The 24,512-nt window shown below is 72.3% G+C and carries 20 protein-coding genes, 1 pseudogene and 2 CRISPR repeat arrays; of the genes and pseudogenes, 8 read left to right on the top strand and 13 right to left on the bottom strand.

Annotated elements, in window-relative coordinates:
- Positions 1-4 precede the first annotated feature (4 nt).
- Complete coding sequence (locus ACUP6Y_RS23420) at positions 5-874, top strand: exodeoxyribonuclease III (protein ID WP_462556814.1); 870 nt, start codon at positions 5-7, stop codon at positions 872-874.
- Here the strand turns inward: ACUP6Y_RS23420 and ACUP6Y_RS23415 are convergent.
- Positions 867-2,111, bottom strand: a complete 1,245-nt coding sequence (locus ACUP6Y_RS23415; protein WP_462553394.1) for an MFS transporter — start codon at positions 2,109-2,111, stop codon at positions 867-869. The genes ACUP6Y_RS23420 and ACUP6Y_RS23415 overlap by 8 nt on opposite strands.
- 196 nt (positions 2,112-2,307) lie before the next feature.
- Here ACUP6Y_RS23415 and ACUP6Y_RS23410 point away from each other — a divergent pair, with 196 nt between their 5' ends.
- On the top strand, positions 2,308-3,192 hold the full coding sequence (locus ACUP6Y_RS23410; RefSeq protein WP_462553393.1) for a hypothetical protein: 885 nt from the start codon (positions 2,308-2,310) through the stop codon (positions 3,190-3,192).
- Between the two features lie 40 nt (positions 3,193-3,232).
- Here ACUP6Y_RS23410 and ACUP6Y_RS23405 read toward each other — a convergent pair whose 3' ends face one another.
- Positions 3,233-5,767, bottom strand: a complete 2,535-nt coding sequence (locus ACUP6Y_RS23405) for a glycoside hydrolase family 65 protein (protein WP_462553392.1) — start codon at positions 5,765-5,767, stop codon at positions 3,233-3,235.
- On the bottom strand, positions 5,764-6,510 hold the full coding sequence (locus ACUP6Y_RS23400) for an HAD family hydrolase (RefSeq protein ID WP_462553391.1): 747 nt from the start codon (positions 6,508-6,510) through the stop codon (positions 5,764-5,766). Before ACUP6Y_RS23400 ends, ACUP6Y_RS23405 begins: the two co-directional genes overlap by 4 nt.
- Positions 6,511-6,607: 97 nt before the next feature.
- Between ACUP6Y_RS23400 and ACUP6Y_RS23395 the strand changes: the two genes are divergently transcribed.
- Complete coding sequence (locus ACUP6Y_RS23395) at positions 6,608-7,933, top strand: cytochrome P450 (protein ID WP_462553390.1); 1,326 nt, start codon at positions 6,608-6,610, stop codon at positions 7,931-7,933.
- A 53-nt stretch (positions 7,934-7,986) separates the two neighbouring features.
- Here the strand turns inward: ACUP6Y_RS23395 and ACUP6Y_RS23390 are convergent, their stop codons facing one another.
- Positions 7,987-8,787, bottom strand: a complete 801-nt coding sequence (locus ACUP6Y_RS23390; RefSeq protein WP_462553389.1) for an ABC transporter permease — start codon at positions 8,785-8,787, stop codon at positions 7,987-7,989.
- Complete coding sequence (locus ACUP6Y_RS23385) at positions 8,784-9,770, bottom strand: ATP-binding cassette domain-containing protein (RefSeq protein WP_462553388.1); 987 nt, start codon at positions 9,768-9,770, stop codon at positions 8,784-8,786. Before ACUP6Y_RS23385 ends, ACUP6Y_RS23390 begins: the two co-directional genes overlap by 4 nt.
- A 160-nt stretch (positions 9,771-9,930) precedes the next feature.
- Here ACUP6Y_RS23385 and ACUP6Y_RS23380 point away from each other — a divergent pair, with 160 nt between their 5' ends.
- The 5 genes from ACUP6Y_RS23380 (at position 9,931) to ACUP6Y_RS23360 (ending at position 12,863) form a co-directional block, all read left to right on the top strand.
- On the top strand, positions 9,931-10,488 hold the full coding sequence (locus ACUP6Y_RS23380; protein ID WP_462556811.1) for a Dps family protein: 558 nt from the start codon (positions 9,931-9,933) through the stop codon (positions 10,486-10,488).
- Positions 10,489-10,551: 63 nt separating this feature from the next.
- Positions 10,552-10,941, top strand: a complete 390-nt coding sequence (locus tag ACUP6Y_RS23375) for a cytochrome P450 (RefSeq protein WP_462553387.1) — start codon at positions 10,552-10,554, stop codon at positions 10,939-10,941.
- The gene (locus tag ACUP6Y_RS23370; protein WP_462553386.1) at positions 10,938-11,453 is read left to right on the top strand and encodes a TetR/AcrR family transcriptional regulator; all 516 of its coding nucleotides are present in this window, start codon (positions 10,938-10,940) and stop codon (positions 11,451-11,453) included. The genes ACUP6Y_RS23375 and ACUP6Y_RS23370 overlap by 4 nt, the downstream gene beginning before the upstream one ends.
- Before the next feature lie 92 nt (positions 11,454-11,545).
- Positions 11,546-12,055: a mycothiol transferase gene (locus ACUP6Y_RS23365; RefSeq protein WP_462553385.1), complete on the top strand. Its 510-nt coding sequence runs from the start codon at positions 11,546-11,548 to the stop codon at positions 12,053-12,055.
- A gap of 16 nt (positions 12,056-12,071) precedes the next feature.
- Entirely contained in the window at positions 12,072-12,863 is a 792-nt protein-coding gene (locus ACUP6Y_RS23360) for a methyltransferase domain-containing protein (protein ID WP_462553384.1), read from the top strand.
- 22 nt (positions 12,864-12,885) lie between these two features.
- Here ACUP6Y_RS23360 and ACUP6Y_RS23355 read toward each other — a convergent pair whose 3' ends face one another.
- The 8 genes and pseudogenes from ACUP6Y_RS23355 to ACUP6Y_RS23320 form a co-directional block, all read right to left on the bottom strand.
- On the bottom strand, positions 12,886-14,067 hold the full coding sequence (locus ACUP6Y_RS23355) for a glycosyltransferase (protein ID WP_462553382.1): 1,182 nt from the start codon (positions 14,065-14,067) through the stop codon (positions 12,886-12,888).
- Positions 14,068-14,071: 4 nt separating this feature from the next.
- Positions 14,072-15,193, bottom strand: a complete 1,122-nt coding sequence (locus tag ACUP6Y_RS23350) for a DegT/DnrJ/EryC1/StrS family aminotransferase (protein ID WP_462553381.1) — start codon at positions 15,191-15,193, stop codon at positions 14,072-14,074.
- Positions 15,183-15,830, bottom strand: coding sequence for an LbetaH domain-containing protein (locus ACUP6Y_RS23345; RefSeq protein WP_462553380.1), 648 nt, complete (start codon positions 15,828-15,830; stop codon positions 15,183-15,185). Before ACUP6Y_RS23345 ends, ACUP6Y_RS23350 begins: the two co-directional genes overlap by 11 nt.
- Before the next feature lie 49 nt (positions 15,831-15,879).
- Entirely contained in the window at positions 15,880-16,905 is a 1,026-nt protein-coding gene (locus ACUP6Y_RS23340; protein WP_462553379.1) for an NAD(P)H-dependent flavin oxidoreductase, read from the bottom strand.
- A 184-nt stretch (positions 16,906-17,089) separates the two neighbouring features.
- Positions 17,090-18,285: a CRISPR direct-repeat array (repeat unit 29 nt; unit sequence GGGCTCATCCCCGCTGGCGCGGGGCAGAC).
- Positions 18,286-18,335: 50 nt separating this feature from the next.
- Positions 18,336-19,253: a transposase gene (locus ACUP6Y_RS23335; RefSeq protein WP_462551603.1), complete on the bottom strand. Its 918-nt coding sequence runs from the start codon at positions 19,251-19,253 to the stop codon at positions 18,336-18,338.
- 119 nt (positions 19,254-19,372) lie between these two features.
- Positions 19,373-19,783, bottom strand: coding sequence for a hypothetical protein (locus tag ACUP6Y_RS23330; RefSeq protein WP_462551602.1), 411 nt, complete (start codon positions 19,781-19,783; stop codon positions 19,373-19,375).
- 48 nt (positions 19,784-19,831) lie between these two features.
- Positions 19,832-21,752: direct repeats of the CRISPR family, unit length 29 nt; unit sequence GGGCTCATCCCCGCTGGCGCGGGGCAGAC.
- Positions 21,753-21,855: 103 nt separating this feature from the next.
- Positions 21,856-23,163, bottom strand: a pseudogene (locus tag ACUP6Y_RS23325) (CRISPR-associated endonuclease Cas3''); the annotation flags it as partial.
- Positions 23,164-23,223: 60 nt separating this feature from the next.
- Positions 23,224-24,504, bottom strand: a complete 1,281-nt coding sequence (locus ACUP6Y_RS23320) for an MFS transporter (RefSeq protein WP_462553378.1) — start codon at positions 24,502-24,504, stop codon at positions 23,224-23,226.
- Positions 24,505-24,512: the final 8 nt, after the last annotated feature.

The following is a 24,512-nucleotide window of genomic DNA, read 5'->3' as shown; positions in this document are numbered from 1 at the left end:
AGTGCTGAGAGTCGCCACCGCCAACATCAACGGCATCCGCGCCGCCCACCGCCGCGGCTTCGGCGACTGGCTCGCCACCCGCGGCTGCGACGTGGTCACGCTGCAGGAGGTGCGCTGCCCGGTCGACGCCCTGCCGGCGGGCGCGTTCGGCGACTACCAGGTGGCGTACGACGCGGGCGAGATCGCCGGACGCAACGGGGTCGCCGTGCTGACCCGCGAGCCCGCCGCCGCGGTCCGCACCTGGTCGGTGCCCGACCCCGACCGCCCGCTCCAGCGCGCCTTGCGCGCGCACGCGACGGAGGGGCGCTACGTGGAGGTCGACCTGGCCGACGTACCGCTCACCGTGGCGAGCCTCTACCTGCCCAAGGGTGGCCTGCCCGCCCACCTGCAGGACTCCAAGCGGATGCGGGAGGCGCCCGACGGCGGCGCGAAGTACGACCGCAAGATGGCGTTCATGGCCGGCTTCGCCCGGCATCTGGCTGCCTCCCGCAAGGCAGCAGCCGCCAGCGGCAGGGAGTTCCTGCTCACCGGCGACCTCAACGTCGCCCACACCAGGGCGGACGTCGCCAACTGGCGCCGCAGCAACCAGGTCGAGGGCTTCCTTCCCGAAGAACGAGCCTGGCTCGACGCGCAGCTCTCGCCGCGCACCCTGGTCGACGTCGTACGCCGGCTGCACCCCGACGTCGAGGGCCCGTACTCCTGGTGGAGCTGGCTCGGCCGGGCCTACGCCAAGGACGCCGGCTGGCGGATCGACTATCACCTCGCCACGCCCGCCCTGGCCCGGGCCGCCGTGTCCGCGGTGGTGGACCGCGAGCACGCCGGCGTCCGGCTCAGCGACCACGCGCCGGTGGTCGTCGACTACGACCTCAGCTGACCCGGCGCTCGCCCGCGACGGGAACGACCAGCACCGCGAGCAGGGGGAGCGCGGCGGCGAGGGCGTACGCCGCGCCGTACCCCCAGGCGGTGATGGTCAGCCCCGCGACGGGCGGGACGGTGACGGCGGCGACGTGCTGGGCGGTGTTCTGCAGGCCGAGCGCGCGGCCGGACCAGAACGGGCCGGCGCGCTCGGCGACGGCGGTGAAGGCGAGCCCGTTGTCGGCGACGGTGACCGCGGACGCGACGACGAGCAGCGCCACGGCGAGGCCCGTCACGACTCCCGAGCCGGCGGCGCCCGCGGCGGCCAGGCCGAGCAGCGCCATGGTGGCGGCGGCCAGGAGGGCGACGGCGCGCATCGGGCGCATCCGGCTGCCGAGCAGGTCGGAGGCCCAGCCGACGCCGATCCGGGCGGCCGCGCCCGCGACCTGGGTGCCGGCGACGACCAGGCCGGCGACGCCGGGCGACCAGCCGAGGTCGCCGACCAGCCAGGTCAGGCCGAAGGTCCACACCAGGAACTGGGGGACGACGAGCAGCACCGAGGCGGCGTGGATCCGGGTGAGGTAGCGGTCGGCGCGGTAGGGGTTGGCGGCCCGGGTGCCGGCGGCGGCCACCGGCCGGGGCGGGTCGAGGACGACGAGGGCGACGAGGCCCGCCATCAAGACGGCGGCCCCGGTCGGCACCCACAGCGCCGGGCCGATGCCGTGGTGGTGGGCGATAACCGCGACCGTGCCGGCCGCGATCCCGACGCCGAGCGGCTGCCCGGTCTGCCGGATGCCCATCGCGATGCCGCGCCGCTCCGGTGGGAACCAGCCGACGACGACCCGGCCCGAGGCGGAGTTCGTCGCGGCCGCGCCGATGCCGGCGAAGCACAGTGCGACGGCCATCGGCCACGGCGAGGCCAGCAGGGCGGCGATCCCACCGCCGGTGGCCGTCACCAGCAGCCCGGCCAGCAGTGCGAACCGCTCGCCGCGCCGGTCGACCACGAGCCCCCAGAGCACGAGGGTGAGCATCATCCCGGTCATCCCCGCCGCCGCGACGACCCCGGCCTCGGCGAGGCTCATGCCGTACCCGCCCTCGGCCACCGGCCGGTGCAGCTCGGGGATCAGGAAGCTCGGCGCGGTGACCATCGCGGACGTCGCCGCCTGGGCGCCGGTGCCGGCCGCCAGCATCGCCCAGCGTCGTGCCGCGGAGACCGCCCGCGCCCGCGGCGTGGGCGGGGAGGCGGTCGAGGTCACCGGTCCAGTCAAGCACGGCTGTCCATTGAATGAGACACGGATCTTGATATATGAGATGAGGGGGAACGTGTTCCTACCGAATTGTGGGGATGCCGCTCACCTTCCCGCCCGCCCGGGCCCACCGTCCCCGACGCTGGAGTACGGCGCGTTCTGGGGGGACGCGCCTGCCAGGTCGTGTCGAGGGAGGGACCACACGATGAACCAGCCGAGCCCGCACGTCCGCAACGACCTCGCCGACCTCGTCGGCGCCGCTCTCGAGCGCACCGTCCGGTTGGTTCCGCGCCCGGGCCTGCCCGGCGAGACCCGCTACCACGCGTACGACGAGCAGGTCCGCCGGGTCGCCGTCGTCCGGCTCGCCGAGGACGATGCCGCCGCCCGACGACTGCTCGACGGCGCCACCGCGCTGGCGACCCTCGAGACCCACCACCACGCGGGCCGGCTCGTCGTACCCCGGCTGCTCGCGCTCACCGCCTGGCACGACCGGCCGCTGCTCGTCCAGGAGTGGTGCGCCGCGCCGTACCCCGGCCGGGTGCCGACCCGCGCCGCCCGGTACGACGCCGAGCGGGTCGTCGTCGAGCTCGCCACGATCGCGGACCTCGACCGGTCCTATGCCGAGGACCTGCGCGTCCGGCTGCAGGACCTGCCGCCGTCCGCGTTCGGCGACCAGCTGCTGGCCGCCCTCGACCAGCTCGCCGCGCGCCACGACCTCGACGCGCTGCCGCGCGGTGCCTGGCACGGGAGCTGGTCGCGCGACACCGTCGCGACCGGGCCGCAGGGCACGGTGCTGGTGCGGGAGTGGGACCGCTACGGGCGCAACCGGCCGATCGGCTTCGACACCCTGCACTTCCGTCTCCAGGAGCTGCGCGGCGACCTGCGCCGCCCCGGCGCGGGGGCCGCGCTCCTCGAGGAGGCGCCGCGGCTGCTCGCCCGCTGGCACCGTCGGGTGGTCGGCGAGAGCCGGTGCGTCGCCCGGCTGCTGCTGCTCGAGCTGGCCGCCCGCGAGCTGAGCGAGGTCGGCCCGGGCCGGGCGCCGGTCTCGTGGACGGCCGACTGGATCGCGCCGACGCTGTTCAGCGCCTGAGGCCGCATGAATCCCCGGATGTCCGGGAACTCATGCAGCCCTACTCGTCTCCGCTCGGCACGATCGCCGAGATCACCGTCCCGTCGGCGCGCTGGATCCCGGCCGGGTACGGCGGCTCGCCGTCCAGGCGCGGACCCTGGTGCTCGAGCGGTACGACGACCGGCTCGCCGGGCCCGACCTTGACCAGCTCGCCGCGCACGGCGAAGGTGACCGGCCCGGTGCCGTGCTCGACGGAGAGCTCCAGCTCCGCCGGACGGACCGTGACCCGCACCCGGGTGCCGTGGAGGGTCACCCGGTAGGTCAGCGAGGTCCACTCGGAGGGGAGCCGGGGGTCGAGCTGCCACTGCTGGTCGCCGGCGCCTGAGCCGCGGTCCCGGAATCCGCCGAAGCCACCGACCAGGGCGTTCCACACGCCGCCGGTCGAGGCGACGTGGACGCCGTCGGCGGTGTTGTTGTGCCGGTCGGCGAGGTCGACGAAGAGCGCGGAGTGGAAGTAGCGCAGGGCGAGCGAGTGGTAGCCGACCTCGGCGGCCACGATCGACTGCACCACCGCGGACAGCGTGGAGTCGCCGGTGGTGATCGGGTCGTAGTACTCGAAGTCGGCCTTCTTCTGCTCGACCGTGAAGTCCTCGCCCTGCAGGTAGAGCGCCAGCACGACGTCGGCCTGCTTGAGCACCTGGAACCGGTAGATCACCAGCGGGTGGTAGTGCAGCAGCAGCGGCCGCTTGTCGAGCGGAGTGTTCTCCAGGTCCCACATCTCGCGCTCGAGGAAGTGCCGGTCCTGCGGGTGGATGCCGAGGAAGGAGTCGAACGGGATGGACATCCCGGCGGCGCACTCGGCCCATTCGTCGGGCTCGTCGAGGGTCAGTCCGGTACGACGCACCAGCTCGTCGTACGCCGCCGGGTCGTCGCGCTGCAGCTCCCACACCGCCCGGGCGGCGCGGCGCAGGTTGAAGCGCGCGAGCACGTTCGTGTAGAGGTTGTCGTTGACCACGGTGGTGTACTCGTCGGGCCCGGTGACGCCGTGGATGTGGAAGGTGCGGCTGCCCCCGGATCCGGCATGGTCGTCGCGCCAGAACCCGAGGTCGGCCCACATCCGCGCGGTCTCGACGAAGATGTCGACCGCCTCGCGGGCCAGGAACTCCTCGTCGCCGGTGGCGCCGACGTACTGGCTCAGGGCGTAGGCGATGTCGGCGTCGATGTGGTACTGCGCGGTGCCGGCGGCGTAGTACGCGGACGCCTCCTCGCCGTTGATCGTGCGCCACGGGAAGAGCGCGCCCTTCTGGGACAGCTCGCGGGCCCGGGCCCGGCCGCTGTCGAGGAGGTTGTAGCGGAACCGCAGCGCGTTGCGCGCGGCCCAGGGCATCGTGTACGTGAGGAAGGGCATCACGTAGATCTCGGTGTCCCAGAAGTAGTGGCCGCCGTATCCGGAGCCGCTGACGCCCTTGGCCGCGATGCCCTGGCCCTCGGCGCGCGCGGACGCCTGCAGGATGGAGAAGAGGTTCCATCGGATCGCCTGCTGCAGGGCGGGCTGGCCGGGGACCTCGACGTCGGCGCGGGCCCAGAACCCGTCGAGCCAGGCCCGCTGCGCGGCGTACTGGTGGGCCACGCCCTCCTCGTGGGTGCGGGCCAGGGTCCGCTCGCAGCGGTCGATCAGCTCGCGGGGCGGCACGGTCTGCGCCGTGTGGAAGGAGACCAGCTTGGTGAGCGTCACGGGCACCCCGGGCTCGGCAGCGATCCGGTAGATCGCCTTGGCGAGGTCGTCCTCGGCATGCACCTCGAGGGAGTGCGGCGAGTCCGTCTCCAGCACGTGGTCGGCGACCACGCCCAGCGTCATCCCGCTCTGCACCGTGCGATAGCCGAGCTTGAGCCGGCCGGTCTCGGCGTCGGCGGCGTGGATCCGGGGCTCCAGCACCCGGCGGTCGAAGGCCTCGGCGCGGCGCGGGTCCGCCGTACCGCCGCCGCTGGCGTCGAGCGGCGCGACCTCGCGCTGCTCGTCTTGCCGGTTGACGAGCTGGGAGGAGATCGCCAGCGAGGCGTGCTGGTCGAGCAGGGTGACCTCGAAGGTGAGCACGGCGAGGTGGCGCTGCTCCAGCGGCACCATCCGGGTGCTGCGGACGCGCACCCGCTTGCCGCCGGGCGTGCGCCAGAGCAGCTCGCGGGTGAGGACGCCGGTGCGGAAGTCGAGCGCCCGCTCGTACTCCAGCAGGTCGGCGACCGAGACCTGCAGCGGCTCGTCGTCGATGTAGAGCCGGATCACCTTCGGGTCGGGCACGTTGACGATGGTCTGCCCGATCCGCGCGAAGCCGTAGGCCTCCTCGGCGTGGGAGATCGGCCAGGTCTCGTGGAAGCCGTTGATGAAGGTGCCGTCGAGGTGGGCGTCGCGGCTCTCCGGGTAGTTGCCGCGCAGGCCGAGGTAGCCGTTGCCGACCGTGAACAGCGACTCGGTGGTGCCGAGGTCGCTGCCGTCGAACCGGGCCTCGACCAGGCGCCACTCGTCGACCGGGAAGCGGGTGCGGTCGAGCGGGTCGGCCACCGGCGGTGCCTTGTGGGAGGGGCCCTCGGGTGCGTTCATCGGTCCACCAGCTCTCCGAGGTCGGGTACGACGACCGTGGCTCCCGCCGCGCGCAGGGCGTCCTCGCCCGCGCCGCGGTCCACGCCGATCACCAGCCCGAAGCCGCCCGCGTGGCCGGCGGCGACCCCGTTGATCGCGTCCTCCAGCACGACGGACCGGGCGTTGGTCGCGCCGAGCACCTCGGCCGCATGGGCGAAGGTGTCCGGCGCCGGCTTGCCCGGCAGCCCGAGCTCGGCGGCGAGCCCGCCGTGCATCACGAAGCCGAAGGCGTCGGCGAGCCCGGCCGCCTCGAGCACCGCGGGGGCGTTCTGCGAGGACGACACGACGGCCAGCGGGATCCCGCGGCGGCGCAGGTCCTCGACCAGCCGGACCGATCCCGGATAGGGCCGCACCCCGTCCGAGGTCAGGATCCGGTTGAACGCCTCGTTCTTCCGGTTGCCGAGGCCGCACACGGTCTCCGCCGTCGGCGGGTCCTCCGGCGTCCCCTCGGGCAGCGTGATCCCGCGCGAGGCGATGAACGAGCGCACCCCGTCGTAGCGCGGCTTCCCGTCGACGTAGGCGAAGTAGTCCTGGTCCGTGTACGGCGGGTAGGCCACGCCGTCCGCGGCCGAGCGCGCGGTCAGGAAGGAGGAGAACATCGCCGACCACGCATGCATATGCACCTCAGCCGTCGGGGTGACCACCCCGTCGAGGTCGAAGAGCACCGCATCCCAGGCATCCCAGTCCACCAGCGTCCGACGCACCTGCTCAGGCTAACGTGGCAGACCTCAGGGTCGGGTCAGGGCGCGATCCGGGTCACACCGGATTCATCGCGACGTCTCGTCTGGTGAAATACACCCCATGCGCATCCCCCTCCTCGGCCCGGTGAAGCAGCGCGTCGGCATCTGGCTCCTCAACCGGACCATGCGGGGCGGCATCGACCTGCGCAAGCTCCGCTTCCTCCCCGACTCGATGACCCTGCCCCTCAAGCGCGACGGGCTCGACCCGCTGCCGGCGATGGCGAAGGTGCGGGCCCAGGAGCCGGTCAAGAAGCTCGCCGACCTGTTCGGCAAGGGCGTGTGGCTGGTCAGCGGGTACGAGGAGTCGCGCGAGGTCCTTGCCGGCGGCGCCGAGGTCTGGTCCAACGACCTCGGCCAGTTCGTGTCCCAGGAGGGCCGCTCCGACGAGGAGCAGATCGGCGGCCTCGGCATGACCGACCCGCCGCTGCACACCGCGCTGCGCCGCTACCTGACGCCCGAGTTCACCATGCGCCGCCTCGCCCGGCTGCAGCCCGGCATCGAGGCGATCGTGCAGCAGCGCCTCGACGCGATGGCCGAGGCCGGCCGTGATGGACGCCCGGTCGACATGGTGGAGGAGTTCGCCTTCGCCGTGCCGTTCGACGTGATCTGCGACCTGCTCGGTCTGCCGGTCGACGACCGGGCCCGGTTCCTCGAGCTCGGCGTCGCGCGCTTCGACCTCACCGAGGGCGGCGCGGGCGCGTTCGGGGCCGCGGCCCACACCCGCGAGTTCCTCATCAACGCCGTGCGCGAGCAGCGCGAGAGCCCCGGCGACGGCCTGATCGGCGCGCTGCTGAAGGAGCACGGCGACGAGCTCGACGACGTCACTCTCGGCGGCATCGCCGACGGCGTCTTCCTCGGCGGCTACGAGACCTCCGCGTCGATGCTGGCGTTGGGCGCCTACCTGATCGCGACCACCCCCAAGGCCGGAGAGATGCTGCGCTCGGAGGACGCCGAGCAGGTCAACCAGGTCGTCGAGGAGCTGCTGCGCCACCTGTGCGTCGTCCAGCTCGCGTTCCTGCGCTTCGCCAAGCAGGACGTCGAGATCGGCGGCACGCTGATCAAGGCGGGCGACGCCGTGGGTGTCTCGCTGCTCGCCGCGAACCGAGACCCGCGGCTGGCTCCCGGCCTCGACGAGTTCGACCCGGCGCGCGAGCCGACCCGCCACCTCGCCTTCGGCTGGGGCATGCACCGCTGTGTCGGCGCCGAGCTGGCCCGGATGGAGCTGCGCACCGCCCTGCGGATGCTCGCCGAGCGCTTCCCCGACCTGGCCATGGCGGTGGACATCTCCGAGCTCGACTTCCGCAAGCTGTCGGCCGTCTACGGCGTCGAGGCCCTCCCGGTGCTCATCGGCGGGGACCGTGTCGCCCAGCCGTCGCTCGTCGAGTAGCCGCGCTCCTGCGGGTGGTCGGTTCCGACCTCTGCGAGCCGTACCCGGCGGCGCTACCTGCTCGTGGTCAGCCGGTACTGGCGTACCGACAGCGGCGCGAACACCGCGATGATCGCCACCACCCAGATCAGCGTGTAGGCGACCGGGTGCTGCAGCGACCAGGCATCCGAGCCGGGTCCGACCCCGGTGTTGCCGAACAGGTCGCGGCTGGCCTGGGTCACCGCGGAGACCGGGTTCCACTCCACGACCGGCTTGAGCACCTTGTTGAAGGACTCGGTCGGCACGAACGCGTTGGAGACGAAGGTGAGCGGCATGATCACCATGAACGACGCGTTGTTGATGACCTCGACGCTCGGCACCATCAGGCCGACCCAGGCCATCACCCAGCTGATCGCGTAGCCGAACACGAGCAGCAGCGCGAACGCCGCCAGCGCGTCGAGGAAGCCCTCGCGGATCCGCCAGCCGACGATCAGGCCGGTGAGCGCCATGATGACGAGCGAGAGCACGTTGTAGACGACATCGGACGCGGTCCGGCCCACCAGGACGGCGGAGTTGGACATGGGCAGCGACCGGAACCGGTCGATGATGCCCTTCTGCATGTCCTCCGCGAGACCGGCGCCGGTGAAGGTCGCGCCGAACACGATGGTCTGGCCGAAGATGCCGGCGATCAGCCACTCGCGGTAGTTGACGCCCGGGGTCTCGATCGCGCCGCCGAAGACGTAGGCGAACAGCAGCACGAACATGATCGGGCTGAGCAGGACGAAGACGAGGATCTCCGGCACCCGGATGATCTTGATCAGGTTCCGCTGGGCGACCACCCAGCCGTCGCTGGCAGCCTGGGTCAGGGTGCTCACTGGTCGACCTCCGGGGTCTCGGTGCTGTCGGTGCTGTCGGTGCTGTCGTGTCCGGTCAGGCTGAGGAAGACGTCGTCGAGGGTGGGCCGGCGCAGACCGACGTCGAGCACCTTGACGGCGTCGCGCTCGAAGGCCTGCAGCACCCGCAGCAGGTCGCCCGCGGCCTCGTCGCCGACCGCCGCGGCCAGCTCGCGCCCGCCGCCGCCGACCTGGACCTCGCCCACCGCGACTTCGTTGAGGATCCGGCCCGCGGCCTCGGCGTCGGCCGCACTGGTCAGCACCACCTCGATCCGCTGGCCGCCGGTCTGAGCCTTGAGCTCGTCGGCGGTGCCGTGCGCGATCTCGCGGCCGTGGTCGATCACCACGATGTCGTCGGCCAGCACGTCGGCCTCCTCGAGGTACTGCGTCGTGAGCAGCAGCGTCGCGCCGTCGCCCACCAGCTCGCGGATCACGTCCCACATCAGCTGCCGGCTGCGCGGGTCGAGACCGGTCGTCGGCTCGTCGAGCACGATCACCGGCGGGGCCGCGACCAGCGCGCAGGCGAGGTCGAGGCGCCGGCGCTGGCCGCCGGAGTAGGTCTTGGTCGGCCGGTTCGCGAACTCGGTGAGGTCGAAGCGCTCCAGCAGCTCCTGGGCCCGGGCCTGGGCCGGACGGCGGCCGAGGTGGTAGAGCCGGCCGATCATCACGAGGTTCTCGTAGGCCGTGAGGTGCTCGTCGACCGCGGCGTACTGCCCCGACAGCCCGATCTTCGCCTTGGCCGCCGCGGGATCGGCCAGCACGTCGATCCCGGCCACCCGGGCCGTGCCGGCGTCGGGCTTGAGCAGCGTCGTCAGGCAGCGCACCGCGGTCGTCTTCCCGGCGCCGTTGGGGCCGAGCAGTGCCAGCACCTTCCCCTCGGGGACGGCCAGGTCGAGGCCGGCGAGGGCCTCGACGTCCTGGTAGCGCTTGACCAGTCCGGTCGCGCTGATCATCGGTTCGCTCATGGCTGTTCCTGTGTCTCTCGTCCGCCGGCGTCGGTCTCGAACACTACGGACCGGCGCCGACACCGGAACTCATCGCGGTGAGGCAAGGCTGTGCGTGGCTAGGCAAGGCTTCCTTTTCTGGAACGGTTCCAGAAAAGGTGGCACAGTGGTGGATACCGACATCCACTCGAAGGGAGCATCACCCGTGGCCACCACCGTGACCCGTCACCGCTCGTCCCAGCACGTCTCCCACCCCGCCTTCCGGGCCGACGCGGCCCTCGCCGGTCACCTCCAGGACGTCCTCGTCGACCTCAACGACCTCGCCCTGCAGGGCAAGCAGGCGCACTGGAACGCCGTCGGCCCGAACTTCCGCGACCTGCACCTGCAGCTCGACGAGATCGTCGACGCCGCACGCGAGTTCACCGACGCCGTCGCCGAGCGGATGCGTGCCCTGTACGTCGTCCCCGACGGCACCTCGGCCCGCACCGCCGCGCAGTCCAGCCTCCCCGCCTTCCCGGGTGGCGAGGTCGCGACCGGTGACGCGATCGACGCGATCGTCGCCTCGATCTACGCGGTCACCGGCACCGTGCGCCGGGTCCACGACGACGTCGACGCCGCCGACCCGACCACCGCCGACCTGCTGCACTCCATCCTCGACCGGCTCGAGCAGCTGGCCTGGCTGACCGACGCCGAGCGGCGCGCGCCCGAGGGGTCGGTGCCGGAGGCGATCATCGCCTGACCGGGCACGCTGCTCGCCGCGCATCCCGGCCAGCGTGCCCTCCTGGCCGGCGACCCGGGGCTGGTGCCGGACGCCGTCGAGGAGGTCCTCCGCCTCACCTCCCCGGTCCAGGGTCTGGCCCGCACGACCACCCGCGACGTCCGGCTCCACGGGGTCACCGTCCCGGCGGGGCGCAAGGTCCTGCTCCTGTACGGCGCCGGCAACCGCGACCCGCGCAGGTACGGACCCGACGCCGAGACCCTCGACGTAGGCCGCCGCCCGAGCCAGGTGCTCAGCTTCGGCCAGGGCCACCACCACTGCCTGGGTGCGGCGGCCGCGCGGCTGCAGATCACGATCGCGCTGCAGGAGCTGCTGGCGCAGATCCCGTCGTTCACGATCGAGGAGGACGCGGTGACCTGGGCGCCGGGTCCGTACGTCCGGCGTCCGCTCTCGGTGCCGCTGGTGGTCCGGTGAACTGGGTCGACCGTCGTACGCCGGCGGTGGAGCGGATCCTCGACGCCGCGGGCGCCTTGTTCGCCGAGCGTGGTGTCGACGCCGTCGCGATGGGGGAGATCGCCGGCGCGGCGGGGTGCTCGCGGGCCACGCTGTACCGCTACTTCCCCGACCGGCCGGCGCTCCAGCTGGCGTTCGTGCAGCGCGAGGCGGTGCGGGTGGGCGCGCTGGTCGCCGCCGATGCGACCACCTCGGTGACCGACGCGGTCCTCGCGGCGCTGCGCCATGTCCGGGCCGCGCCCGCCCTGGCCGCCTGGTTCCGTGAAGGGGACGCCGGCCGCGCGGCCGGCCTCGCCCACGAGTCCGCGGTGGTCGCGGCCCTCGGGCTCACCCTGGTGGCCGACCGGGAGGCCGCCGGGTGGCTGGTGCGGGTGATCGTCTCGCTGCTGACCGTGCCCGGCGGCGACGAGGCGGCGGAGCGGCGGCTCATCGAGCGGTTCGTCGCGCCGGTGACCTCCCCGACCGTGCCCTGACCTTCCCGGCCGGCGGGGGCGACGCCGGCGCTGCGGGGGGCGCTGTTCCAGCGACGGACGAAGCCCTTGCGGATCGGCGTAGCGTCGGGCGCATGACACCTGCCGACCTGCTGACCGACGCCTTTTCCCGCGTCCTCGGCGTCGTCGAGACCGTCCTCGACGGCGCCGACGACGACCTGCTCGTCCGCCGACCGGGGCCGGACGCCAACAGCCTCGCCTGGCTGGTCTGGCACCTCACCCGGGTCCAGGACGACCACGTCGCCCACGTCGCCGGGACCGGCCAGGTCTGGACCGACGACGGGTACGCCGATCGGTTCGGCCTCCCGCTCGACCCGCGCGACATCGGCTACGGCCACACCAGCGAGCAGGTGGGACTGGTCCGCGCGTCCGCCGGGCTGCTCATGGACTACTACCGCGCCACCCACGCCCGGACCCTCGCCTTCGTCGCCGCGGTGACACCCGAGGACCTCGATCGGGTCGTCGACACCCGGTGGGACCCGCCGGTCACCCTCGGCGTCCGGCTGGTCAGCGTGGTCGACGACTGCGCGCAGCACGCCGGGCAGGCGGCGTACGTGCGGGGGCTGGTGCTCGGTAGGGTCTGAGCTCGGAGGTACAGGGATGAGGGCAAAGACCGCGGCACGACGCGTCGCGTCGAAGGTGGTCCACTTCCGCGGAGGCCTGCTCGATCCGCGGCGACGGCAGTGCAATGTGTGCGGGAAACGGGCGCGGTTCTCGGACATCACAGCGGATCTCGACGGAACCCTGGCGGCGCACGGCAGCCGTTACCGGGTCGCCGACTTCGAGACGCTGAACGCGACCGCCTATCAGTGCCAGGAGTGTGGCGCGTCCGATCGTGACCGCCTCTACTTGCTTTGGTTCGAGCGATTCCTACCTCGCGGCCCGCGCCACCGGGTGCTCGAGTTCGCCCCGTCGCGACCGCTCGAGGCCCGGCTCCGGACGCGATCGGACGTCGAATACCGCAGTGCGGACCTCTTCATGCGTGATGTCGACGACGTCGTCGACATCACCGACATGGCTGGTTACGCCGATGCGTCGTTCGACGTGTTCGTCTGCTCCCACGTCCTCGAGCACGTGTCCAGCGACGCTGCCGCCATCGGCGAACTCCACCGCATCCTCGCGCCCGGTGGCCGAGGCATCGCGATGGTGCCGATCGGTCCGGAGGGCTGCTTCGATGAGGACGTCACCGAGGCCGAGGTCTCCGAGCGTTGGCGGCGTTTCGTGCAGGACGACCACGTGCGGCTCTACGACCGGAGCACGTTCGTCCGTAACCTCACCGCCGGAGGTTTCCAGGTCGAGCAGCTCGGCTGGCGCGAACTGGGGCTGCACCGGATGGTGCGGCACGCGTTGGCTCCCCGGTCGGTGCTGTACGTCGTGACCAAGCCGCGCTGACCGCGACGGGCGCTCGCCGCGGTCAGCGCCGCAGGCCCAGGCGCCGGAGCACCCGCTCGGCCCGTGCCCGCGCAGTCCGTGCCCGCACCGCGGCGAGCTCGGTCTCCAGTCGTCGGAGTTGGCGCCTGAGTTCCTTGGCCTGCTGTCGGCTGGCCGCGTTGCGTTCGCGGAGCGTGTGGACCTTCTCGCCTCGTTTGGCGAGCAGCTCCTGGTGGGTCACGAGTTCGTTGGTCAAGGTGGTGTGGGTCTCGTGGAAGCGGGTGTGGGCGGCAGCGAGTGCAGCCTGGTCCTCGGCGCGACCGGCGGCCTCGCTTCGAATGCCGAGCGTCGCCCACAGCGGATGGGCCGCGACGGTGTCGCGGAGCAGCCCCGCCTCGCGGTCCTGATCGTCGGCGGTCCGGACGTTCGCGAGGATGCGAGCCGCGTGCCGGCCGAGCGGCTCGGCCGTCTCCGGGATGGCGGCGAGCAGTGCGGCGGCGCCTTCGATGGCTGCGGCATGTCCATCGGCCTGTCTGCGCCAGAACTGGAGGGGAGCCGTGACGCTGTCGGACCAGACGCCCCCGGGGTGGCGGCGGTAGACCGACATCACCTCGGGATCGACCAGGATCCGACCGGTGGCGGCGTGCAGGACGTGGAGGTACCAGTCGAGCGGCATCACCGCCGGCACGTCGTCGTACCCGTCCCGGCGGCGGTAGACGACCGAGTTGGTCTGGATGAAGTTGTCCTCCACCAGTTCCGCCAGAGTGGGCGCCGCCAGCCGCTCGGGCGGCGGGAAGATGCTCGGATCGGCTGAGTCGTCGTCCCAGATCACCCGGACCGGGTGGAAGCACACGGCGGCGCCGGGGTCGGATTCGAGGAGCGCGACCTGGCGCGCCAGCTTCCGGTCGTCGATCCAGTAGTCGTCGCCCTCGCACAGGGCGAGGTACTCGCCCGTGGCGCGGTTCATGGCATTGATGAGGTTCGCGTGGATCCCGATATTGCCCTCGCGCAGCACGGGGACGACCGTGTCCGGGTGCTGCTCGGCGAACTCGCGGATGATCGCGGCGGTCCCGTCGGTCGATGCGTCATCCGCGACGACGACCTCCACGGGGAACGGGGTCTCCTGCGAGAGAATCGACTCGAGCGTCTTGCGCAGGAAGCGCTCGTGGTTGTAGGTGATCACGACGACGCTGACGCGGGGCGGAACGGCGGGGCTACCGGACACAGCTTCAGTCCTTCTCGTGCAGCGCGGAGATGACGCGCTCGATGTCGGTGGGGCTCATCGCGTCGTGGATCGGCACGGACACGACGCGGGAGCACAGGTCATCGGTGACCGGCAAGCGCGGCAGGTCGGTTCCTGTGCGGTGGAGCGGTTGGCGATGCACGGGCGGGTTGTAGTAGTCGCGGGCATCGATGCCGGCGGCGGCGAGCCGGGCGAGAGCGGCCTGCTTGGCGGCGTGGTCAGGCGCGGCCAGACTTGCGAACCCGAGTGTCGACCGGTCGGCGTTCACCTGGAAGGAGTACGCCTCTCCGAGGCCGTCGCGGTAGCGGGCGTAGACCTCACGACGACCGGCGAGCCGCGCGTCGAGTCCGTCGAGCTGGAGCAGCCCGATCGCCGCGGACAGCTCCGGCAGCTTGGCGTTGAGACCGAGGACGACGCTCTCGCGGGTGGCGTCGAACCCGAAGTTCTCGAAGCGCTCGATCCGCCGGGCCAGCTCAGCGTCCCGGGTCGTGACGATCGCTCCCTCGCCCACCCCGAACGGCTTCGTGGCGTGCATCGAGAACACCTCGCAGGTACCGCGCGAGCCGAGTCGCTCGCCATCCGGGTACCAGGACCCGAAGCCCGCGGCCGAGTCGATGACGAGGGGGATGCCGAGCTCGCCGGCGAGGTCCTCCCAGCCGGCGATGTCGGGGTTGCCGACACCGAACACATTGGCGAGCAGGATCGCCCGCGGAGGCCGGGCCGAGGTTGCGACGAGCTCCCGGGCGTGCTGGACGTCAGGTTGCCAGGTCTCGGGGGAGATGTCGACGAAGCGGGGGATGTGCGCCGACCAGGTGATGGCCTGCGCGGCGGCGACGAACGTGAAGGAGGGGACCAGGATCTCGCCGGTCCGGTCTCCGTGACCGACCGTGCATTCGAGGGCCGCGATGAGGGCGAGCGTCGCATTGGCCGCCGTCGTGGCCGTGATCTCCGGTCCGACGTGCGCCGCGAGCGCGGCGCTTAGCCGGCGCTCGACCGGCCCGAAGTTCGTGTACCAGTTGGCCTGGACGATCTTCTCGTAGGCCGCGGCGACGGCGGCGGGCTCCGGAAAGGCGGGTCGGATGAAGGGAATCGGCGACTCAGAGGACATCCAGCCACTCCTCACGGACTCGAACGACGCGCGCGGGCACGCCGACGACCACGGCGTTCGGCTGGGAGATGTCCGCGACCACGACGGCACCGGCGCCGACGACGACACCGTCGGCCAGCGTCACTCCGTGGGAGATCACCGCGCCGACCCCGACGAAGACGCCGGCGCCGAGGACGACGCCGCCGGAGATCCGGGCGCCCGGACTGATCGTGGCGAAGGCGCCCGTGCGGACGTCATGGCTGATGGTCGCCCCGACGTTGACCAGGTTGTGCTCACCGAGCCGAACACCGGTGGTGACCACGGCGCCGGGCGCGACCACGGTGCCGGTGCCGAGGTCGCTGTCGGAGGCGATCCAGGCCTGCGGACCGACGACGGTCGCGTAGGTGGTTCCCGGCCAGGCGGAGACGAGCGCTCGGCGGAGTGCGGGCGGCCCCACTGCCGCCACGACGGGCGTGGCGCGGGCGTTCGGGGAGGGCGCGTCGATGTCGACCTGCTGCCAGGAGCCGTCCCCGCCGTACCCCGCGCTCACGGCGACGAACGCGACGGACGACGTGAGGAAGGACTGGATCTCCCGCGCCTGCGCTCCCGCGCCGAGCAGACCGATGGCCTGACCGGCCGTCTCGCGGCTGTGTTCCAACCCCGTTTCCTCCCCGTGAGTCCCTGCCGCGGGCGACACTACCGGGGAGTCACAGTTCCGCGCCCAGTCCCCGCACGATCTCGCCGGCGGGCCGGGCCTCCGCGCTGCGCCAGCCGGTGCCGGCCCACAGGTGCAGCCGGTGCGGGTCGCCGGCGCGGGCGGCGGCGCGGCGCAGGTCGCGGGTGAGGTGGTGCAGCTCCGGATAGCCGTACGGCGCCTCGGCGCCGTGCCGTGCCGAGAAGTCGTTCGCCAGCGCTCGCGCGGGTCGTCCGGTGAAGGCGTGGGTGACGACGGTGCCGGTGAACGCCGGGTCGGCCAGCGCGGCGCGGTGGGTGGGCGTCGTACCGGCCTCGGCGGCGCGCAGCAGCAGGGTGCCGACGGCGACCGCCTCGGCCCCGGCTCCCAGCAGGTCGCGTACGGCGGCCGGCCCGTCGACTCCGCCGGCGGCCACCAGTGGCAGCCGGGTCACGCCGGTCACCGCGCGAACGACGTCGGCGGTCGCGGCCTCGGTGATGGCGCGGCGCGGGTCGAAGGTGCCGCTGTGCCCACCGGCCGCCGGTCCCTGCACGACCAGCCCGTCGACACCGGTCGCCTCGGCGGCGCGGGCCTCCCCGGGCGTGGTCACGGTCGCCAGCACCCGCGAGCCCACGGCCCGCAGCGCGGCGATGTCGGCCCGGTCGGGCAGGCCGAAGGTCAGCGACACCACCGGGACCGGGTCGGCCACCAGCAGGTCGACCTTCTCCCGCCACGCGTCGTCGTCGTGCCGCGGCTCGATGGGCAGGTCGACGCCCAGCGCCTCGGCGTCGGGCCGGATCGCCGCGGCGTACGCCCGGTAGGCCTCGGGTGCGATCGCGCCGGTCTGCGGCACGAACAGGTTGACCCCGAACGGCACCCCTGTCGCGTGGGCGGCCGCGAGCTCCGCGGCGAACGCCTCGGCCGACAGGTAGCCCGCCGGCAAGAAGGCGAACCCGCCTGCCGCCGCGACCGCGGCGGCCAGGGCCGGGGTGGAGGGGCCACCGGCCATCGGGGCCGCGGCGAGGGGGAACTCGCACTCGAGCAGGGGCGCCGCCGTCACGTCACCCATCCTGCCGCACGTTCGCAGGGTCGGCTGACCATCCCTGCCGCTGGCTCACGGCCTTACCCCGCTCCCGCTGGCGCGGGGATGACTCAGTCGACGGTCCTGCGAAGAGCTGCACCCTGAACTCATCTCGCTGGCGCGGGGCAGACGTGCAGGCGGGGGCGTCAACGACGGGGTGGTCGGGCTCATCCCCGCTGGCGCGGGGCGGACGCCGGCCTGATCTCGTCGGCCTCGATGAGCGTGGGCTCATCCCCGCTGGCTCGGGGGCGGACTCCGCGAGGCGAGTCGCGACCATGCGGGAGTTGGGCTCATCCCCGCTGGCGCGGGGCAGACCGGACCACCTGCCCCGACGCCGACCTCCCCGCGGGCTCATCCCCGCTGGCGCGGGGCAGACCACCGCTGGTGGTGCGGACGTCGCCGACCACGGGGCTCATCCCCGCTGGCGCGGGGCAGACATCTCGGTGATGCCGCTTCCGGTCAGGCCGTCGGGCTCATCCCCGCTGGCGCGGGGCAGACCGACTGCAGAAAGAAGTAGTTGAACGGGTCCTGGGCTCATCCCCGCTGGCGCGGGGCAGACATCGAGTCAGAGCCGACGAGGACGATGTCCATGGGCTCATCCCCGCTGGCGCGGGGCAGACGCCCATGACTGGACCGGCCCGGACTCGGGGAGGGGCTCATCCCCGCTGGCGCGGGGCAGATGGCAGGCTGTTCATGCACGCCTGCGACATCCAGGGCTCATCCCCGCTGGCGCGGGGCAGACGCCCAGGGTTCGGCGTGCTTGCGCTTGCCGGTGGGCTCATCCCCGCTGGCGCGGGGCAGACGCGGGGTCGGGGTTCGTCGGCTGGGGCACGCAGGGCTCATCCCCGCTGGCGCGGGGCAGACCTTGGGTCATAGGCCGAATGAGAGCGGCGGGAGGGCTCATCCCCACTGGCGCGGGGCAGACCCCTCGGCGCCGGTCCCGACGCCGGCAGTGGTGGGCTCATCCCCGCTGGCGCGGGGCAGACGCCGCCGTAGATCGACGGACGAGCAGCGTCGAGGGCTCATCCCCGCTGGCGCGGGGCAGACGGTGTGGGGTCTCCGGTCTCCGGTCTCCGGCGATGTGCGGGGCTCATCCCCGCTGGCGCGGGGCAGACGACACGGCTCGCCGGTACGAGGTGTCGTACAAGGGCTCATCCCCGCTGGCGCGGGGCAGACGACACGGCTCGCCGGTACGAGGTGTCGTACAAGGGCTCATCCCCGCTGGCGCGGGGCAGACTTCTGGGCGTCGTACGGCAACGACGCGACCCGCGGCTCATCCCCGCTGGCGCGGGGCAGACGACCTGACCGAGATCGAGAAGCTCTACGCACTGGGCTCATCCCCGCTGGCGCGGGGCAGACACCACGTCGGCCCGCCTCATCTGAGTCAGATTGGGCTCATCCGCGCGTTGTCAACCTGTCTGGAGTCGTTCGAGTTCCTTCTTGCGTTCGTCGGGGAGGTTGATTCCGACGTAGCCGGCCGGCGCGGGCGTGCGGGGCGGCTTGTGGAAGCGTTCGGGGTGGGTGTCGTAGTAGGCCTGCTGGACACGCGCTCGTTGGGCCCAGCGGTCGCGCCAGGTGCCGTCGTGGACCTCGTCGGGAGAGAACAGCGCGATGCCGGAGTGCTTGTGGTTCGCGTTGTACCAGGGGACGTAGGTATCCATGTGGGCCCGGGCTTCGTCGAGCGTGGCGAAGGTACCCGGGTAGTTCGGGCGGTACTTCATCGTGCGGAACTCCGACTCCGAGAACGGGTTGTCGTTGGAGACCCGCGGACGGTTGTGCGTCTGGATCACGCCGAGCGGGCCGAGTAGATCGCCCAGCAGGGTCGAGCGCATCGCCGGCCCGGAATCGGCATGCACGACACCAGGCAGACCATGAGCGGTGAAGGCATCGGTGAACATCTCCACGGCCAGGTGGTCGGCCTCGCGGTCCTCAACCCGGTAGCCGACGAGCTTGCGGGAGTAGATGTCGATGATCGAGTAGGCCTTGAACGCGACCCCTCGCCATGGGGTGCGCAGGTCGGTGATGTCCCACGACCACACCTGACCGGGGCCGGTGGCTTCCAGCACTGGTGCCACCCGGGGCGTCTTCGACTGTCGCCTGCTCGGCGCGACGGGCCGCGCGGACTGGTCCGGGATCTGGGCTGCGATCCGCCACCAAGTTCGACGCGAGGCAAGCATCACTCCCTCGTCCCACGCCGTCGCGAACGCGTGGTCGACCGAGACTCCCTCTGCCCATCCGGTCGCGATCCGCGCGGTGACATCCTCACGGTCCTGCGCGCTAATCCTCGATGGGTAGGCCCGATCGGCGTGCGGGACCGGGACGGCCACGCGGGCACGTGGATGGCGTCGGTAGTGCCACGTCGAGCGTGACAGGCCCGTCAGTGCCAGCGCTTGCCGCTGTGATCCGGTCGCCTTGGTCAGCTCGGTGACCAGGGCCTTCTCGGCGTTCAGGAATCGGAGGGATCGCTCGTCGTCGGGGGCGCGACGGGCTCTTGCTCGCTCATCGAGTGCAAGAGCCCGATAGCTTTTCCCAGCGCGCCGTTGGTTTCCTCTAGCTCACGGATCCGCGCGTTGAGCCGCTCGACCTCGGCCTGGTGCTCGACACGCTCCTTCGCATGATGCCGCTCCAACGCAGCACGCTGGCCAGGCGGGATCTTCTTCACCACCAGACCACTGTCTCGCGGGACCAGCCCGCGGTCGAGATCGCCGTCGAAGACGGCCAGTCGCCACCTGCGCAGCCGGTCATAGGACACCCCTTGGGCGGCCAGCCACTCAGCCTTACGGCCGTACGGCTGCACCGTGTACTGGTGCACAAACTCGCGGATCTGCTCCGCGGTATATCCCGCGCTGATCGACACCGGCCGAACTCCTTCTGCTCATGAACTGACTCACGAGCAGCCTGGCGGAGAGGGATCCCCGCTGGCGCGGGGCAGACACCACGTCGGCCCGCCTCATCTGAGTCAGATTGGGCTCATCCCCGCTGGCGCGGGGCAGACGTCCTACGCGACGAGAGATCGAGCGGCCGACCGGGCTCTTCCCCGCTGGCGCGGGGCAGACCCGAGCGCCTGGACGTGGGCGTGGGGCGGGAGGGGCTCATCCCCGCTGGCGCGGGGCAGACGACGAGGACGACTACAGCGACCTGTCGGCCGACGGCTCATCCCCGCTGGCGCGGGGCAGACCCTGGATTGAGGGCCTCGCGGTGCCGTACGGCGGGCTCATCCCCGCTGGCGCGGGGCAGACTGGCGGATCTCGGCACGAGCGCGTCGACCGCTGGGCTCATCCCCGCTGGCGCGGGGCAGACGAGCGCGCCTGCGCGGCCGTGATCGACCTCCCGGGCTCATCCCCGCTGGCGCGGGGCAGACCCAGTCGCGGTGATCGCCCACCTCGCTGCCGTGGGCTCATCCCCGCTGGCGCGGGGCAGACACCGACGCCGACCCGGTGTTGGGGCGGCTGGAGGGCTCATCCCCGCTGGCGCGGGGCAGACCTAGCGGCGACCCGGTGGGCGCGGATGGAGCGGGGCTCATCCCCGCTGGCGCGGGGCAGACACCACGGTCGGCAGTACGCCGGACTGGGAGCCGGGCTCATCCCCGCTGGCGCGGGGCAGACCTGAGGAAGGCGCGCAGGTTCGTCGACCCAGTGGGCTCATCCCCGCTGGCGCGGGGCAGACGACCGGGCGTTCTTCGCGACCCCGTGCGGGTACGGCTCATCCCCGCTGGCGCGGGGCAGACAGCGCCGAAGACAAGGCCGATGGACTGCTCGGGGGCTCATCCCCGCTGGCGCGGGGCAGACCTGCGGGCGGGCGTGGAGGCGCTGGCGGACGAGGGCTCATCCCCGCTGGCGCGGGGCAGACCGGCGCTACCAAGTTGACCACGAGCGACCTCCGGGCTCATCCCCGCTGGCGCGGGGCAGACTGGGGCAGCAAGTGGACCCCGCTCTCTCGACGGGGCTCATCCCCGCTGGCGCGGGGCAGACCTGCGGGCGGGCGTGGAGGCGCTGGCGGACGAGGGCTCATCCCCGCTGGCGCGGGGCAGACCGGCGCTACCAAGTTGACCACGAGCGACCTCCGGGCTCATCCCCGCTGGCGCGGGGCAGACCAGGCGGGGACGTGGTAGACGGCGCCGGTCGCGGGCTCATCCCCGCTGGCGCGGGGCAGACAAGGCATGGGCGGCACAGGACGGCGGATGGATGGGCTCATCCCCGCTGGCGCGGGGCAGACGGTCTGCTCGCCGCCGGGGCCGCGGTCACGAAGGGCTCATCCCCGCTGGCGCGGGGCAGACCCGCGCCGCCGACCTCGCTGCAACGTACGGCGGGGCTCATCCCCGCTGGCGCGGGGCAGACTGCCGATCGACGTTCGCCATGAATCGCTCGCCGGGCTCATCCCCGCTGGCGCGGGGCAGACGATTTCTTCGCCCGGACATGGTTGGGGTCGGGGGGCTCATCCCCGCTGGCGCGGGGCAGACTTGATACGACGGTGACCACGACGGCCAGCGATGGGCTCATCCCCGCTGGCGCGGGGCAGACCGGATCCGGGCCGGAGAGTAGCCGGTGCCGTCGGGCTCATCCCCGCTGGCGCGGGGCAGACCACCCGGTCGAAGGACGGCACCCCGAGCGACATGGGCTCATCCCCGCTGGCGCGGGGCAGACTTTCGAATGGAGGTCTCGCCGGGCTCCGTGGCGGGCTCATCCCCGCTGGCGCGGGGCAGACGTGACAATGACGGCGGATTGCAGAACAATGTGGGGCTCATCCCCGCTGGCGCGGGGCAGACCTCCGTGAGCCGGGCTGCGAGCCGGGCAGCGGAGGCTCATCCCCGCTGGCGCGGGGCAGACGTGCCGTCGCGGTCCATGTGGGGCATGGGGTGGGGCTCATGTAGTCATCGGCGGCATGCGCCTCGTCGATGATGACGACCTTGCCGGCAAAGGCGAGGTGGCGCAGCGCGAGATGCTTGGCCTGCAGGGCGGTGAACAGGAGTTGGTCGATGGTGCCGACCACCATGTTGGCCAGGACCCCCTTCTTCCTGCCCGAGAGCCAGGAGCGCACCTGGGCCTCGCTTTCCTGGGGGCGGACGTCGCCGTACACCGGACTCATCCGCTGTTGCTCTACCAAGAACCGGTAGTCCTCATTGAGGTTGGCTTTGCCGTGGGCGAGGTGGGTGCTGGTGGCGCCGGGCTGGTCGAGCCGGGAGATCCAGTCCAGCACTCGGCCGAACATGGCGTCGGAGGTCGCCATGGTGGGCAGCGCGACGTAGACGCCCCCGCAGCCGAACTTCGCAGCCAGGACCTCGGCGGCCAGCAGTGCTGCCTCGGTCTTGCCGGCCCCCATCGCTGCCTCGACAATGATCAGCCGTGGCTCCTCGGCGGCTGTCGCGGCGCTCAGCGTCATCGCCTGGACCGGCCGTGGTGCGAAGGCGGCCAATCGGGGGAACCGGTCGGCCAAGAGTGAGCCGCAGGCGTCGTCCGGCAGGGTCGCCTGCCAGGGAGCCGGCAGGTCGAGCTCGTGCCAGGCACGGTCAGCCCGCGCCTCCTGCCCGGCGCACTCGCCGAGGGGGAAGAGATCGGTGTTGGAGGCCAGCCAGTCCGAGACGATGACCGCCCCTGTCAACAGCGCCTCCACCGGCGCCGGTAGGACGTTTTCCGCCCAGACGGCGAGCAGGTCGTCCAGATCCAACCGACGGGCTGTGGCGTCCAGGATCTCGTCCTGAACCTCGGTCCATCTGCCCGTGCCGATCAGATGCGGGCGCTCTCGCAACCAGCCCAGCTGGCTGCTGGTCGGCGGTACGCCGTGGTGGCCGCCGATCACGATGGCTTGCGAACGGGCCGGCCGGAGACCGAACCCGTGTCGCTCGCGCAGCCACCGTTCGAGGATGTGGTGACCGACCAGGCCGTGGGGTGCCTTCGAGAACTCCGTCGAGTCCCGGGGCAGCACGAGGCCGTGCTCGTGCATCCGGTCGGCCAGCGCGGGCACCTTGGCGGCGAACGGAGGTGAGCACTTGCCGATGTCGTGGACCCCGGCGAGCCACTGGAGCAGTCGTCGCCCGTCGTTGGCGCTGGGGGGCAACGCGGCCTCGACCAGGCTGCGCGTGTGGCTCGGGAGCCACCGCCAGACCAGCGCCGCGACGTCGGCGGAGTCCTCGAGGTGCTGAACGAGCGGCATGGAGTCGGTGCCGCCGAAATCGGACGACTTGCCCCAGACGGACCACGCCCCGTCGGTGTAGCGGTCGTGCCTCGACTCCTGGGACATGGCGGGAAGGTAGTCCCCACCCCCGACGAATACCGGAGAACAGCCGATCTCACCCGCGTCTCACGCGGAGCTTGTCACCCGGTACCTCACGAACGACGGTACGGCGAGCGCGGCGACGACCACCAGCACGACGACCAGCATGCCCCCGCCGGCGGCCGCGGCCGCCGTACCGACCATGGCGGCGCTGGCGCCGTGGGCGACGTCGGCGATCCGCGGCCCGCCGGCGACCACGACGATGAAGATGCCCTGCAGCCGGCCCCGGACCTCGTCGGCGGCGGCGGACTGCAGCATGGAGGTGCGGAAGGCGGCCGAGGCCATGTCGGCGGCGCCGCCGACGACGAGCATGAGGACGGCGACCACCAGCCAGGCGTGGACCGACCCGGGCAGGGAGTCGGCGCCGAGGACGGCGAGGCCGAAGCCGACCATGGCCAGGCCCCAGACCACGATGCACCAGATCACGGCGCGGCCCTGGGCCGAGACCCGCGAGACCCAGCCGGAGAACACCCCGCCGAGTACGGCGCCGGCCGGGATGCCGGCGAACAGCAGCGCGAAGGCGAGGCCGCCCTCGTCGGGGCCGAGGAAGCTCTCGTGCGCGATCTCGGGGAACAGCGCCCGCGGCATGCCGAAGACCATCGCGATGATGTCGACGACGAAGGACATCATCAGCACCGGCTGGCCGCGCAGGTAGGCGATTCCCTCGAACACCGAGCGCAGCCCGGGCGTCCCGGTGCTGATCCCCTCGATGGGCAGGGAGGGCAGCCGGACCACCGCCCACAAGGTGGCGAGCAGCGAGACCGCGTCGCCGGCGTAGAGCCAGGCGAAGCCGGTGAACGGGATCAGGATGCCGGCGATCAGCGGTCCGCCGATCGCGCCGGCCTGCATCACCGTCATGTTGAGCGAGTTGGCGGCGGGCAGCACCTCGTCGTCGAGCAGCCGCGGCAGCACCGCCGACCGGGTCGGCTGGTTGACCGCGAAGAACGCCTGCTGGACCGAGAACAGGCTGAGCAGCACCCACACGTTGTTCATCCCGAGCGCCGCCTGCACCCAGAACAGCGCGGCGGTCCCGATCAGCCCGCACGTGGTGACGAGCAGCATCGTGCGGCGGTCGAAGTGGTCGGCGAGCGCGCCGCCCCACAGCCCGAACACGACCAGCGGGACCAGGCCGAACACACCGGTCAGGCCGACGTACGCCGACGAGCCGGTGTCCGCGTAGATCTGGGCCGGTACCGCCACGACCGTGAGCTGCGCACCGACGACGGTGATGATGTTGGCCGACCACAGCCGCCGGAAGTGCGGGTTCTGCAGCGGCCGGGTGTCGGCCAGCATCCCGCGAATACTCACTGGAGAAG

The organism is Nocardioides sp. S5-5 (assembly GCF_054954065.1).
This window is presented reverse-complemented; position numbering and strand designations above follow the sequence as displayed.

What these genes read in the sequence shown, in the direction of transcription:
- ACUP6Y_RS23410 (WP_462553393.1), top strand. Translation starts at nt 2,308, where the DNA reads ATGAACCAGCCGAGCCCGCACGTCCGCAACGACCTCGCCGACCTCGTC.
- ACUP6Y_RS23405 (WP_462553392.1), bottom strand. Translation starts at nt 5,767, where the DNA reads ATGAACGCACCCGAGGGCCCCTCCCACAAGGCACCGCCGGTGGCCGAC.
- ACUP6Y_RS23395 (WP_462553390.1), top strand. Translation starts at nt 6,608, where the DNA reads ATGCGCATCCCCCTCCTCGGCCCGGTGAAGCAGCGCGTCGGCATCTGG.
- ACUP6Y_RS23385 (WP_462553388.1), bottom strand. Translation starts at nt 9,770, where the DNA reads ATGAGCGAACCGATGATCAGCGCGACCGGACTGGTCAAGCGCTACCAG.
- ACUP6Y_RS23365 (WP_462553385.1), top strand. Translation starts at nt 11,546, where the DNA reads ATGACACCTGCCGACCTGCTGACCGACGCCTTTTCCCGCGTCCTCGGC.
- ACUP6Y_RS23360 (WP_462553384.1), top strand. Translation starts at nt 12,072, where the DNA reads ATGAGGGCAAAGACCGCGGCACGACGCGTCGCGTCGAAGGTGGTCCAC.
- ACUP6Y_RS23350 (WP_462553381.1), bottom strand. Translation starts at nt 15,193, where the DNA reads ATGTCCTCTGAGTCGCCGATTCCCTTCATCCGACCCGCCTTTCCGGAG.